Source organism: Agrobacterium sp. 20P9.1.2, from assembly GCF_057799395.1.
The window spans coordinates 562697-575574 of the sequence record NZ_JBYOKI010000003.1 but is presented as its reverse complement, the minus strand read 5'-3'; the positions used below and the strand labels follow the sequence as shown (position 1 = coordinate 575574).

At 58.5% G+C, this 12878-nt stretch carries 10 protein-coding genes; 9 read left to right on the top strand and 1 reads right to left on the bottom strand.

The window, feature by feature from the left end:
- The first annotated feature begins 103 nt into the window (after nt 1–103).
- From mraY to murB, 6 genes are read left to right on the top strand one after another with little or no spacing between them, the layout of a single operon-like run.
- Nucleotides 104–1204: a phospho-N-acetylmuramoyl-pentapeptide-transferase gene (gene mraY / locus AC27VJ_RS12120; RefSeq protein ID WP_353578071.1), complete on the top strand. Its 1101-nt coding sequence runs from the start codon at nt 104–106 to the stop codon at nt 1202–1204.
- A gap of 4 nt (nt 1205–1208) precedes the next feature.
- Nucleotides 1209–2618: a UDP-N-acetylmuramoyl-L-alanine--D-glutamate ligase gene (gene murD / locus AC27VJ_RS12115; RefSeq protein WP_488684219.1), complete on the top strand. Its 1410-nt coding sequence runs from the start codon at nt 1209–1211 to the stop codon at nt 2616–2618.
- 4 nt (nt 2619–2622) lie between these two features.
- On the top strand, nt 2623–3777 hold the full coding sequence (gene ftsW / locus AC27VJ_RS12110) for a putative lipid II flippase FtsW (RefSeq protein ID WP_113087931.1): 1155 nt from the start codon (nt 2623–2625) through the stop codon (nt 3775–3777).
- Nucleotides 3778–3781: 4 nt separating this feature from the next.
- Nucleotides 3782–4921 carry an undecaprenyldiphospho-muramoylpentapeptide beta-N-acetylglucosaminyltransferase gene (gene murG / locus AC27VJ_RS12105; RefSeq protein ID WP_488684218.1) on the top strand — a complete coding sequence of 380 codons (1140 nt, stop codon included), beginning with the start codon at nt 3782–3784 and terminating at the stop codon, nt 4919–4921.
- Nucleotides 4918–6333 carry a UDP-N-acetylmuramate--L-alanine ligase gene (murC, locus tag AC27VJ_RS12100; RefSeq protein WP_488684217.1) on the top strand — a complete coding sequence of 472 codons (1416 nt, stop codon included), beginning with the start codon at nt 4918–4920 and terminating at the stop codon, nt 6331–6333. Before murG ends, murC begins: the two co-directional genes overlap by 4 nt.
- Nucleotides 6330–7295, top strand: coding sequence for a UDP-N-acetylmuramate dehydrogenase (murB, locus tag AC27VJ_RS12095; protein WP_488684216.1), 966 nt, complete (start codon nt 6330–6332; stop codon nt 7293–7295). The genes murC and murB overlap by 4 nt, the downstream gene beginning before the upstream one ends.
- A 546-nt stretch (nt 7296–7841) precedes the next feature.
- Here the strand turns inward: murB and AC27VJ_RS12090 are convergent.
- Entirely contained in the window at nt 7842–9146 is a 1305-nt protein-coding gene (locus AC27VJ_RS12090; protein WP_113087927.1) for an MFS transporter, read from the bottom strand.
- 528 nt (nt 9147–9674) lie between these two features.
- On the opposite strand from AC27VJ_RS12090, the gene AC27VJ_RS12085 reads away from it, so the two are divergent.
- Genes AC27VJ_RS12085 through ftsA form a run of 3 tightly spaced genes read left to right on the top strand, consistent with a single transcriptional unit; the run spans nt 9675 to nt 12846 of the window.
- Complete coding sequence (locus AC27VJ_RS12085) at nt 9675–10601, top strand: D-alanine--D-alanine ligase (protein WP_488684215.1); 927 nt, start codon at nt 9675–9677, stop codon at nt 10599–10601.
- Nucleotides 10589–11518, top strand: coding sequence for a cell division protein FtsQ/DivIB (locus AC27VJ_RS12080; protein WP_162727775.1), 930 nt, complete (start codon nt 10589–10591; stop codon nt 11516–11518). Before AC27VJ_RS12085 ends, AC27VJ_RS12080 begins: the two co-directional genes overlap by 13 nt.
- On the top strand, nt 11515–12846 hold the full coding sequence (gene ftsA / locus AC27VJ_RS12075; protein ID WP_113087924.1) for a cell division protein FtsA: 1332 nt from the start codon (nt 11515–11517) through the stop codon (nt 12844–12846). Before AC27VJ_RS12080 ends, ftsA begins: the two co-directional genes overlap by 4 nt.
- Nucleotides 12847–12878 lie beyond the last annotated feature (32 nt).

Sequence of the window (12878 nt, the reverse complement as noted above, 5' to 3'; positions counted from 1 at the left end):
AATAGCTGCCTCCGGCAACACGGTGCTGAAACGAAAACTTGGAGCGGCGCAGGCTTACCCCTTGTCTGCCCGCCGCTTTAACCGGCCTTTTGAAAGGGCAAACATGCTGATCTGGCTCGTTGAACTGTCGGACAAAGTTCAAATCTTCAATCTGTTCCGGTACATTACGTTCCGGGCCGGTGCGGCACTGTTTACCTCTGCCCTCATCGTCTTCCTGTTCGGCCCCGCCATCATCAATTCGCTGCGCATCCGCCAGGGTAAGGGTCAGCCGATCCGCGCCGATGGTCCGCAGACGCATTTCAAGAAGGCCGGTACGCCCACCATGGGCGGGCTGATGATCCTTGCGGGCATTCTCGGTGGTTCGCTGCTGTGGGGTGACCTCTCCAACGTCTACGTCGTCGCCGTGCTGATGGTGACGCTCGGCTTCGGTGCCATCGGTTTTTACGATGACTATCTGAAAGTCACCAAGCAAAGCGACAAGGGCTTTTCCGGCAAGGCACGCCTTGGCATCGAATTCGTGATTGCGGCCATTGCGGTCTTCTTCATGATGGAAGTTGCGCTGGCAACCGCGCCGCATGGCGGCACGCTGGGAAGCTCCATTGCCTTCCCGTTCTTCAAGGAGTTCGTCGTCAATCTCGGCTATTTCTTCGTGCTGTTCGGCGCCTTCGTCATCGTCGGTGCGGGCAATGCGGTGAACCTGACGGATGGTCTCGATGGTCTGGCCATCGTGCCGGTCATGATTGCGGCGGCGACCTTCGGCGTCATCTCCTACCTCGTCGGTAATGCCATCTTCGCCAATTACCTCCAGATCAATTTTGTACCCGGTACGGGTGAGCTTGCCGTCATCGTCGGCGCGGTCATCGGCGCTGGCCTCGGCTTCCTGTGGTTCAACGCACCACCGGCCGCTATCTTCATGGGTGACACCGGTTCGCTGGCACTCGGCGGCCTCATCGGCTCCATCGCGGTTGCCGTCAAGCACGAGATCGTCATGATCATCGTCGGCGGCCTGTTTGTCATGGAAACGCTGTCGGTCATCATTCAGGTGTTCTGGTTCAAACGCACCGGCAGGCGCGTGTTCCTCATGGCACCCATCCACCACCATTTCGAAAAGAAGGGCTGGACGGAAAGCCAGGTGGTTATCCGCTTCTGGATCATCTCCGTTGGTCTTGCCATGCTCGGCCTTGCAACGCTGAAGCTGAGGTAACGGCATGATCCCTGTCACCTCACTTGCCGGAAAAAAGGTAGCCCTGTTCGGTCTCGGCGGCTCGGGCCTCGTCACCGCAAGGGCGCTGGTCGCTGGCGGTGCTGAGGTGACGGCGTTCGATGACAATCCCGATAGTGTCGCCAAGGCGCAAAGCGAAGGCATTCACACGGCAGACCTGCGCACGCTTGACTGGTCGAAGCTCGCGGCCTTCGTTCTGGCCCCCGGTGTCCCGCTGACGCATCCCAAGCCGCACTGGTCCGTCGATCTCGCCCGCGCCGCTGGCGTTGAGGTGATAGGCGATGTCGAGCTTTTCGTTCGTGAACGCCGGGCGCATGCGCCAGATTGCCCCTTTATCGCGATCACTGGGACCAACGGCAAATCCACGACCACGGCGCTGATCGCGCATATTCTGACAGCCTCTGGCCGCGATACGCAGCTCGGCGGCAATATCGGCACGGCGGTCTTGAGCCTCGATCCGCCGAAAGCGCAGCGCTTCTACGTGGTCGAATGCTCGTCCTACCAGATCGATCTTGCGCCGACGCTGAACCCGACAGCGGGTATTCTACTCAACCTGACGCCCGATCATCTCGACCGTCACGGCACGATGCAGCATTATGCCGACGTCAAGGAACGCTTGGTCGCTGGCAGTGACACCGCCGTGATCGGCGTGGATGACAGCTACTGCACGCTGATCGCTGATCGCATCGAGCGGGCTGGCGTCAAGGTCTCGCGCATTTCCAAACGCAGCGTTGTGGCGGATGGCCTTTATGCCGAGGGCAGCCGGATCATGAAGGCAAAAGGCGGCACGTCTTCGCTGCTGGTCGATCTCGATGGCATCCAGACCCTGCGCGGCAGCCACAATGCGCAGAACGCGGCAGCGGCTATCGCTGCCTGCCTGGCTGTTGGCGTTTCTGTTGATGAAGTCCGGGCAGGGCTGAACTCCTTCCCCGGCCTCAAGCACCGCATGCAGCCGGTTGGCCGTCGCGGCAATGTCACCTTCGTCAATGACAGCAAGGCGACCAATGCGGATGCGGCGGCTCCGGCTTTGTCCAGCTATGACCGCATCTACTGGATTGCTGGTGGTCTGCCCAAGGCGGGTGGCATCACCAGCCTTTCGCCGCTGTTTTCGCATATCGCCAAGGCCTATCTCATCGGTGAGGCGGCGGCAGAATTTGCAGCGACTTTGGGTGAGGCCGTGCCCTACGAGATCTCCGGCACGCTGGACAAGGCCGTACAGCACGCGGCGGAGGATGCGCAGAAGGATGGCCGCGACGGCAATGTCGTGATGTTATCACCGGCTTGCGCAAGCTTCGATCAATATAAGAACTTTGAAATACGTGGTGATTCGTTCGTTTCGCATGTTGCGGCACTTGGCAATGTGACGATGTTGGTTGGCTCGGAAAAGGGGGGCTGATGAAATGGTAAGCCGTATTGACCGTGGACCGGTCGCGGAATGGTTCTGGACCATCGACCGTTTCTTCCTCGCTGCCTTCATTACGTTGATGGGTATCGGGCTGATGCTGTCCTTTGCGGCATCTCCCGCGGTGGCAGAACGTATCGGCCTCAATAGCTTCTTCTTCGTCGAGCGTCAGGCCATGTTCATGGTGCCGTCACTGGCCATCATGGTGGGTCTGTCGTTCCTCTCGCCGCGACAGGTGCGCCGCGTGGCCGTTATCATTCTCATTGCATCGCTGCTGATGATGATCTTTGCGCTGTTCTTCGGCATCGAGGTCAAGGGCGCGCGCCGCTGGATTTCCATCGGCAGCTTCTCCATTCAGCCGTCCGAGTTCATGAAGCCCGCTTTCGTCATCGTCTGCGCGTGGCTGTTTGCGGAGCGTGCGCGTCACCCTGAAATTCCCGGCAATCTCTTTGCCATCATTACCTTCGGCATCGTGGCCGCACTTCTCATCGCCCAGCCGGACTTCGGGCAGACCATTCTGACATCTGTCGTCTGGGGGGGCATGTTCTTCATGGCTGGTGTGCCGTGGTTCTGGATCATCATGTTGGGCGGTCTTGGTGTCGGCGGTATCGTGACGGCCTATCTGATGTTGCCGCACGTTGCTGGTCGTATCGACCGGTTCTGGACGGGTGAGGGCGACACGTTTCAGGTGGACACCGCCCGTGAAGCCATCATTCGCGGTAACTGGTTCGGCCAAGGCCCGGGTGAAGGCATCGTCAAGCGTATCATTCCCGATAGCCACACCGACTTCATCTTCTCCGTTGCGGCGGAGGAATTCGGCATTCTGTTCTGCATGCTGCTGGTTCTGATCTTCGCTTTCATCGTGTTGCGCGGTCTGGCGCATGCCTTCAAGGAAAAGGACGATTTCGTCCGTTTTGCCGTTGCCGGTCTGGTGCTTCAGCTTGGCGTACAATCGATGATCAACATCGGCGTCAACCTTGAACTGATGCCCGCCAAGGGCATGACCCTGCCGCTGATTTCCTATGGTGGTTCGTCTATGATGGCGATTTGTGTTACGGCTGGTTTCCTGCTGGCGCTGACGCGCCATCGCCCTGAGAAACGTGCGCAGGAGCGCAGTTTCTTCCGGGTCAATGCAGGCCTTCCTGCGGAGTAAAAATATGAGCAAAGGTATTGTTCTGCTTGCCGCCGGGGGAACCGGCGGCCATGTGTTTCCGGCAGAGGCGCTGGCTTACGAGTTGAAGGCGCGCGGATATTCCGTGCATCTGGTAACCGATAGCCGCGCCGAACGTTACGCGGGCAAGTTTCCGGCCGATGAAATCCACGTCGTCCCATCGGCCACCATCGGCTCCAAGAACCCCATTTCGGTCGCCAAGGCTCTGTTGAAGCTGTGGACCGGACTTCGTGCTGCGCGTCGTCTGGTGACGAAGCTGAAGCCTGTCGCCGTTGTCGGTTTCGGTGGTTATCCCACCGTGCCGCCGCTGCTGGCCTCTACGGGGCTCGGCGTGCCATCGATCATCCATGAGCAGAATGCCGTGATGGGTCGCGCCAACAAGGCGCTGGCAAAGCGTGTCAAAGCCATTGCAGGCGGCTTCCTGCCCGAGACGCAAGGGCAATATGCCGACAAGACGGTGGCGACGGGTAACCCGGTTCGCCCTGCCGTGCTGTCTGCCGCCGATGTGGCCTATACGCCATCCCATGCCGGTGAGCCGTTCCAGCTGGTCGTCTTCGGCGGAAGTCAGGGCGCGCAGTTTTTCTCCGGCGCAGTGCCTGCCGCCATCTGCCTGATGCCGAACGAGATGCGCTCGCGCATTTCGGTGACGCAGCAGGCGCGTCCCGAAGACAAGGACAGCGTGATTGCGTCCTATACCAAGCTCGGCGTGAAGGCGGATATCTCGCCCTTCTTCGGCGATATGGCAGAACGCATCGCCGGGGCCGATCTCGTCATCAGCCGTTCGGGTGCATCCACCGTATCGGAACTGTCCGTCATCGGGCGTCCCTCCGTGCTGGTGCCTTATCCGCATGCACTGGATCACGACCAGGCCGCCAATGCCGCCGCCCTTTCGGCAGCGGGTGGCGCAAGTGTCATCAAACAGTCTGAACTGTCTCCGCAAAAGCTGTCCTCGCTGCTGAGCGATGCCATGAACGATCCCGATCGTCTGGCGCAAACAGCTGCTGCTGCGAAGGCAACCGGCAAACCCGATGCGGCCCAGCGTCTGGCCGATCTGGTGGAAGCGGTTGCCGCAGGGCAATCCGTTCAGCAATTCAAATTGAAGAATAAAGAAGGAGTGCATCCATGAAGATGCCGAAAGCCATAGGTCTCGTCCATTTCATCGGAATTGGTGGCATCGGCATGAGCGGCATTGCCGAGGTACTTCACAATCTTGGCCACCGCGTGCAGGGGTCGGATCAGGCAGACAGTGCCAATGTGCAGCGTCTGCGTGACAAGGGCATCGAGGTCTTCGTCGGTCAGGCTGCGGAAAACCTTGGCGATGCAGAGGTCGTTGTGGTCTCCACGGCTATCAAGAAGAACAACCCGGAATTGGCGGCAGCGCGTGAAAAGCATCTGCCGATCGTTCGCCGTGCAGAAATGCTGGCCGAGCTGATGCGCTTTCGTAATGCGATTGCCATTGGCGGTACGCATGGCAAGACGACAACCACGTCCATGGTTGCAACCCTTCTGGAAGCGGGCAACCTCGACCCGACGGTCATCAATGGCGGCATCATCAATGCCTACGGCACCAATGCTCGCATGGGTGAGGGTGAATGGATGGTGGTGGAGGCCGATGAATCCGACGGCACTTTCCTCAAGTTGCCTGCCGACGTCGCCGTCATCACCAATATAGACCCGGAGCATCTGGACCATTACGGCAATTTCGATGCCGTGCGCGCCGCGTTCCGCCAGTTTGTGGAAAACGTGCCGTTCTACGGTTTCGGCGTGCTGTGCATCGACCATCCAGAAGTGCAGACGCTGGTGGGCAAGATCGAGGACCGCAAGGTCATCACCTATGGCGAAAACCCGCAGGCTGACGTGCGCTTCTATAATGTGCGCATCGATGGCACAAAGTCGATTTTCGACGTGGAAATTCGCCGTCGCCGCACGGGCAAGATTTTCACCTTCACCGATCTCGTACTGCCGATGCCTGGCCGTCACAACGTGTCGAATGCAACGGCGGCGATTGCCGTTGCCAATCGTCTTGGCATTTCCGTCGAGGACATCAAGAAGGGGTTGGCCTCCTTCGGTGGCGTCAAGCGCCGCTTCACGCTGACGGGCGAATCCAACGGTGTGCAGGTGTTCGACGATTACGGTCACCACCCGGTCGAGATCAAGGCTGTACTGAAAGCGGCGCGTGAGGCATGCAGCGGGCGCATTATCGCCGTACATCAGCCGCACCGTTATTCGCGCCTTTCCAGCCTGTTTGAAGATTTTGCGCATTGTTTCAACGATGCCGACACAATTCTTCTTGCTCCGGTCTATGCGGCGGGTGAAGATGCAATCGACGGTGTGAACTCCGAAGCGCTCGTTTCTGCCACAAGGGCAGCGGGCCATCGGGATGCACGCCATCTGGCCTCCCGCGACGATCTGGCAAAGACCGTTGCGGCCATTGCGAATCCCGGTGATTTCGTGGTTCTCTTGGGGGCTGGTAACATTACGCAGTGGGCAGCAGTGCTGCCCTCGGAATTGGATAGCATTTCAGGAAAGTCTGCATGAGACAGGTGGATGGGGTAAAGTTGCTGGAAAGGCTCGGCGACGGAGTAAAGGAACTCAGAGGACGTTTGACGCCAGACAGTCCGATGGATCGCGTAACGTGGTTCAGGGCAGGTGGTCTGGCGGAACTGATGTTCCAGCCCCATGATACCGATGATCTCATTGCCTTCCTCAAAATCCTGCCGGAAGACGTGCCGCTGACGGTCGTCGGCGTCGGCTCCAACCTGCTGGTTCGCGATGGCGGCATCCCCGGTGTCGTCGTGCGGCTGTCCGCCAAGGGCTTCGGCCAGGTAGAACTGGCTGGCGAAAACCGCATCAAGGCCGGTGCGATTTGCCCGGACAAGCATATCTCGGCCATGGCGATGGACAATGGCATCGGCGGGTTCCATTTCTATTACGGCATTCCCGGCTCCATCGGCGGCGCGCTGCGCATGAATGCCGGTGCCAATGGCGGCGAAACGCGTGACCGCGTGGTGGAAGTCTACGCCGTGGACCGTCAGGGCAATCAACATGTCCTGTCCAACGCCGATATGGGCTACAGCTACCGTCATTCCGAAGCGTCCAAGGATTTGATCTTCACGGGCGCTCTGTTCGAAGGTCACCCGGAAGACCGGGCAAAAATCCGCGCAGACATGGATGCGGTCCGCCATCACCGCGAAACGGTTCAGCCGATCCGCGAACAGACCGGCGGCTCGACCTTCAAGAACCCAAAGGGTCATTCGGCCTGGAGCCTCATCGATGAGGCGGGCGGTCGCGGTATGGTCATCGGCGGCGCGCAGATGTCTTCGCTGCACTGCAATTTCATGATCAACACCGGCCATGCGACCGGTTATGATCTGGAATATCTAGGTGAAGCCGTGCGCAAGCGTGTGTTCGAGCATGCGGGCATTCGGCTCGAATGGGAAATCAAGCGGTTGGGGTTGTTCATGCCTGGTCGTGAGGTGGAGCCGTTTCTCGGGGCGTGACGGATGAGTCTCGTCCACAACGAACGCACCAAGCTTCTGGCGAATTCCATTGATCGTCTTTCAACGGCTTGCATTGCTGCGGGCTTCATAGCGCCGGCGGTTTCGATGGCAAACGGGGAGAGGCTTAGCCTCTCCTGGAGCATCGTGGTTTCCACAGGTACTTGGCTTTTCACCGCGTTGATATTACATTTAGCGGCAAGACATGTCCTAGGAAGGCTACGACCATGAATTCCGCGACCTTCTTTTTTCTGTATGTTCTGCCGCTACTCATTGGTGCGGGCGTTTGGTCCGCCATTTGGGTCAGCGATGCAAACCGTGCGCGCCGCCATAAAATCCATCCGGGCGAGTAAGCTTTTAAGTTTAAGACTGCAAAATCTGGCGAAGCCTATGACCCTTCAAATCTTTATGTGGCAGGTTTTCCCATGGCTGGTATCGGTCGTGGGTTTACGATCACTATAAGAACCCCGGGCGTTAAACACAGAGATCCAAAGAAAAAGCCCGCGCAGCCAATGACTTCGCGGGCTTTTCTGTGTGTTTGATTCAGGCTTAGACTTCGTCTTTGCCCGAGAGCAGAATGCAAAGCAGCGTGATGATGGCTGCAACGCAGAGGTAGTAGCCGACATAGCCCATGCCGTAATTCACCTGCAGCCATGTGGCGATGTAGGGCGCGAGCGATGCGCCGAAGATGCCGGCCATGTTGAAGGTGATGGAGGAGCCGGTGTAGCGAACCGTTGTCGGGAAGGGGGCAGCAAGCGCCGTTCCGATGAGGCCGTAGGTCATGCCCATCAGCGCCATGGCGAGAGCCGCGAAGACGAAGATCGAGCCTTCGCCGCTGGTCATCAGGCTTGGCAACAGGAAGGAGAATGCACCGATCAGCACCGTGGTGGCGATCAGGACTTCACGACGACCGAAACGTTCTGCCAGCTTTCCAGCGATCGGAATAAAGATACCGAAGACGATGGAGCTGAGGATCTGGACTTCCAGCGCGTCGAGGAACGGGATTTTCAGAACCTTGACGTTGTAAGACAGCAGATAAGCCGTGCCGATGTAGAACAGCACGAAGGTTGCCAGCGCAACGAAGGTACCGAGCGCCAGGCTGCGCTTGTGGTGGCGGAAGAGTTCAGCGACCGGAACGGCAACGCGCTCCTGCTTGTCGATGGCCTTCTGGAAGGCCGGCGTCTCAGTGATGGAAAGGCGAACCCACAGGCCGACGGCGATCAGGATGATCGACGCGACGAAAGGAATGCGCCAGCCCCAGCTCAGCAAGGCTTCCTGCGACATAAGGTGCAGCAAGAGCCAGAACACACCAGACGACAGGAACAGACCGAGAGGTGCGCCCAGCTGCGGGAACATGCCGTACCAGCTGCGCTTGCCGGGGGGAGCATTTTCCGTTGCCAGAAGCACGGCACCGCCCCATTCACCACCAAGACCGAAGCCCTGACCGAAGCGGCACAACGCCAGAAGCAGCGGCGCGAGAACGCCAGCGGTTTCATAGGACGGCAGCAGGCCGATGATGACGGTGGAAACGCCCATGGTCAGAAGAGCAGCCACGAGCGTCGTCTTACGGCCCACGCGGTCGCCATAATGGCCGAACACCACGGCACCCAGCGGGCGGGCGAAGAAGGCGATGGAGAAGGTGGCGAAGGATGCAAGAAGCGCCGTCATCGGATCATTGTTCGGGAAGAACAATGTCGGGAACACGAGCACTGCGGCAGTCGCATAAACGTAGAAATCGAAGAATTCGATGGTCGTGCCGACCACGCTGGCAGTAAGAACTCGTGCAGGCGAATTTGTCTTTACATCGTTCGGATTTGCAGCGGTCGGCGATACCTTGGATATCGCGTCGGTCATGATTTTGGTTCCGTTGTTAAGTAACACTTATAACTCTTGGAAGAGATTGTGCTGCGTTAACGCAATTTTCAGTCCTTTGGAACGCCTTGAACGCAATATTTTATAAAAAAGAGCGAATATACGCAGCTGAAATCATCATTGGGCTCCAGTCCGAATTTCTTCGGCACGTCTTAAATACGTAAGATCAGTTGCCGAGCCTGTCCCAAAATTGGTTGGGGAAAAGCCTCTGCCGTTAACGAATCGAACTTGCTTTTGCAGGTGCGGCTTTGCGTCCGCGCAATGATTTTATTTCGCTCCGTTGAAATTCTGAATCTTGCATTGGCTCCAACTCTCTGATTCCAAGGGAGGAATTCGTGCTTCGAGTGATTCTTTAAGAAAAATCACTCAGGCGGCGTCTCCGGTTAACGAAAGTAAACACTTCATTAACCTTAATGACGCTTAAGTGTTTCCTACGAAGCGGGCGAGAGAATCGCGGGGCAGATGAGTTCCAGTGATCTCGCTTGAGTGATTTTGGTGTCAGAGGTTTTCATGAGCGGCAAGCACGTAGCTGTTCTTATGGGTGGGTTTTCTTCAGAGCGGCCAGTCAGCCTCTCATCGGGAGAGGCTTGCGCATTGGCGCTGGAGGGCGAGGGCTATCGGGTCACGCGTCTCGACGTGGACCGTGATGTCGCCGCGACGCTTGCCAAGCTGCGTCCGGATGTAGCCTTCAATGCGTTGCACGGCCCTTATGGCGAAGATGGTACGATCCAAGGCATCCTCGAATATCTCGAAATTCCCTATACGCATTCCGGCGTGCTGGCGTCCTCTCTGGCGATGAACAAGTCGCTGGCCAAGAAGATTGCTGCGACCGTTGGCATTCCTGTTGCTGCTGAAAAGCTGATGGGTCGTTTCGATATTGGCAATCAGCATCCTATGGAGCCGCCTTATGTGGTGAAGCCCGTGCGTGAGGGCTCCAGCTTCGGCGTCGTTCTCGTCAAGGAAGGTCAGTCCCATCCGCCGCAGGTGCTTGGCTCTTCGGAGTGGCGCTATGGCGATGATGTCATGGTCGAGCGTTATATCCATGGTCGCGAGTTCACCTGTGGGGTGATGGATGGCGAGGCTTTGGGTGTGACGGAGGTGGTGCCGCTCGGTCACACATTTTACGATTACGATGCGAAATACGCCAAGGGTGGCTCAAAGCATGTCATTCCCGCGGAAATTTCACCGAAAATTTACCAAAAAATCCAATCATTGGCGGTTATGGCGCATCAGGTGATTGGCTGCCGTGGCGTGAGCCGTTCCGACTTCCGCTACGACGATCGTTTCTCAGAAGATGGCGAGCTTATCTGGCTTGAGGTCAACACTCAGCCGGGCATGACGCCAACCTCCCTCGTGCCCGAAATGGCAGCTCATGCGGGCCGCTCCTTTGGCGAGCTTGTCCGTTGGATGGTGGAGGACGCTTCGTGTTCGCGGTAAACGGCAAAAAGTCGGCGGTTAAAAAGCGCGAGCAGTTCGCTTCGGCTTCGGTCGATGAGCGGATGGTGCTGCCACGTCCCTTGCGCAAGAGCTTCCGCTTCGTCGTATCGCTTGCCACGGGTCGCATTCACATCCCTGCCCACACGGGCACGCTTGCCACGATTGCTTTCTTCTCCTCGATTGGCCTCTACGGCATGTCGCTGGGTGGCCATACGGATTTGGTAACGCAGGCAACGACATCTGCTGCCGGTTTTGCCATCGAAGACGTCAAAGTGTCCGGCAACATTCAGACGTCTGAGATCGACGTGTTCCAGCTTCTGGGCCTCGACGGCGCGACATCGTTGATTGCGCTCGACGTCAATGCTGCGCGCAAGAAGCTGACTGAGCTGCCTTGGGTCGAAGATGTCGACGTTCGCAAGATCTATCCCAAGACCATCGAGGTGCGTCTCAAGGAGCGTCAGGCCTTCGGTATCTGGCAGCATGGTTCTGAACTGTCGCTGATCGAAAAAAGCGGCAGCGTCATCGCGCCGCTGCGCGACAACAAATATGCCGGTCTGCCGCTGTTCGTCGGGCGCGATGCTGAGACGGGTGCTGCTGGCTTCGTGGATGAGTTGGCCGACTGGCCGGAAATCCGCAACCGCGTGCGCGCCTATGTCCGCATTGCTGGACGTCGCTGGGATTTGCATCTGGACAACGGCATCGTGGTCAAGCTGCCGGAAGAAAACGTGCCGAAGGCGCTGCAGCTGCTGTCGCGCATGGACATGGAAGAAAAGGTTTTGTCGCGGGATGTTGCGGCGGTCGATCTGCGCCTGCCGGATCGCACCACCGTTCAATTGACCGAAGGTGCGGCAGAGCGTCGTCAGAAGGCGGTTGAAGCCCGGTCGAAGGCACTCAAGGCTGCGGAGAAGAACACATGAGCTTTTTTGGTTCTTCCCATTTTGGTCTTCCGCGCCTGAAGCCTTTGTCTTCCAAGCGCAGCCATGTGGTCTCGGTTCTCGATATCGGCTCCACCAAGGTCGTTTGCATGATTGGTCGTCTGACGCCGCGTCAGGAAACCGAAGTTCTGCCGGGTCGCACCCACAAGGTTGAGATCATCGGCATCGGACATCAGCGTTCGCGCGGCGTAAAATCCGGCGTGATTGCCGATCTGGATGCGCTGGAAGGTGTGATTCGTCTGGCCGTAGATGCCGCCGAGCGCATGGCTGGGCTGACCGTCGATAGCCTGATCGTGAACGTATCTGCCGGTCGTCTGGCCAGCGACATCTACACCGCCAGCATCGATCTGGGCGGTCAGGAAGTCGAATCGGGCGATCTGCGCAAGGTTCTGATTGCGGCCAGCCAACAGTCGCTGCGGCAGGATCGTGCCATTCTGCACTCGCTGCCAACTGGCTACTCGCTGGATGGAGAGCGCGGCATTCGCGATCCCCTGTCCATGTATGGCGACATGCTGGGCGTGGACATGCACGTTGTGACCGCCGAGCGCACCGCGTTGAAGAATCTGGAATTGTGCATCAACCGTGCTCACCTGTCGGTCGAAGGCATTGTCGCGACCCCTTATGCCAGCGGCCTTGCGGCACTGGTGGATGATGAAGTCGAGCTTGGTTGTGCGGCCATCGACATGGGCGGCGGCACGACGACGATTTCGGTTTTCGCCGAGGGACGTCTGGTTCACACCGATGCCATCGGCCTTGGCGGACACCACGTCACCACCGATCTGGCGCGCGGTCTGTCCACCCGTATCGAAGATGCGGAGCGTCTGAAGGTTGTGCATGGTTCTGCACTGGCCAACGGTTCTGATGACCGTGACATGATTGCCGTTCCGCCAATCGGCGAAGACGACCGCGACCAGCCTTCGCAGGTGTCGCGCGCTCTCGTCAGCCGCATTGTTCGGGCCCGCATCGAAGAGACATTGGAACTGATCCGCGACCGCATCCAGAAATCGGGTTTCTCCCCGATTGTCGGCAAGCGCGTGGTTCTGACGGGTGGTGCAAGCCAGTTGACCGGCCTGCCGGAAACGGCGCGGCGCATTCTGGCCCGTAACGTCCGAATCGGCCGCCCCATGGGCGTGTCCGGTCTGCCGGTCGCGGCCAAAGGCCCGGCGTTTTCGACAGCCTGCGGGCTGATGATTTATCCGCAGATCGCGGACATCGAAATCCATGCGGCGCAGAGCGGAATGTTCTCGCCGTTCGGAACGGGTAGCGGCCGGATTGCCCGGGTAGGGCAGTGGCTGAAGGAAAGTTTCTGATCCTCTGTCTAGAGTTTCGGCAGAGGACCGAG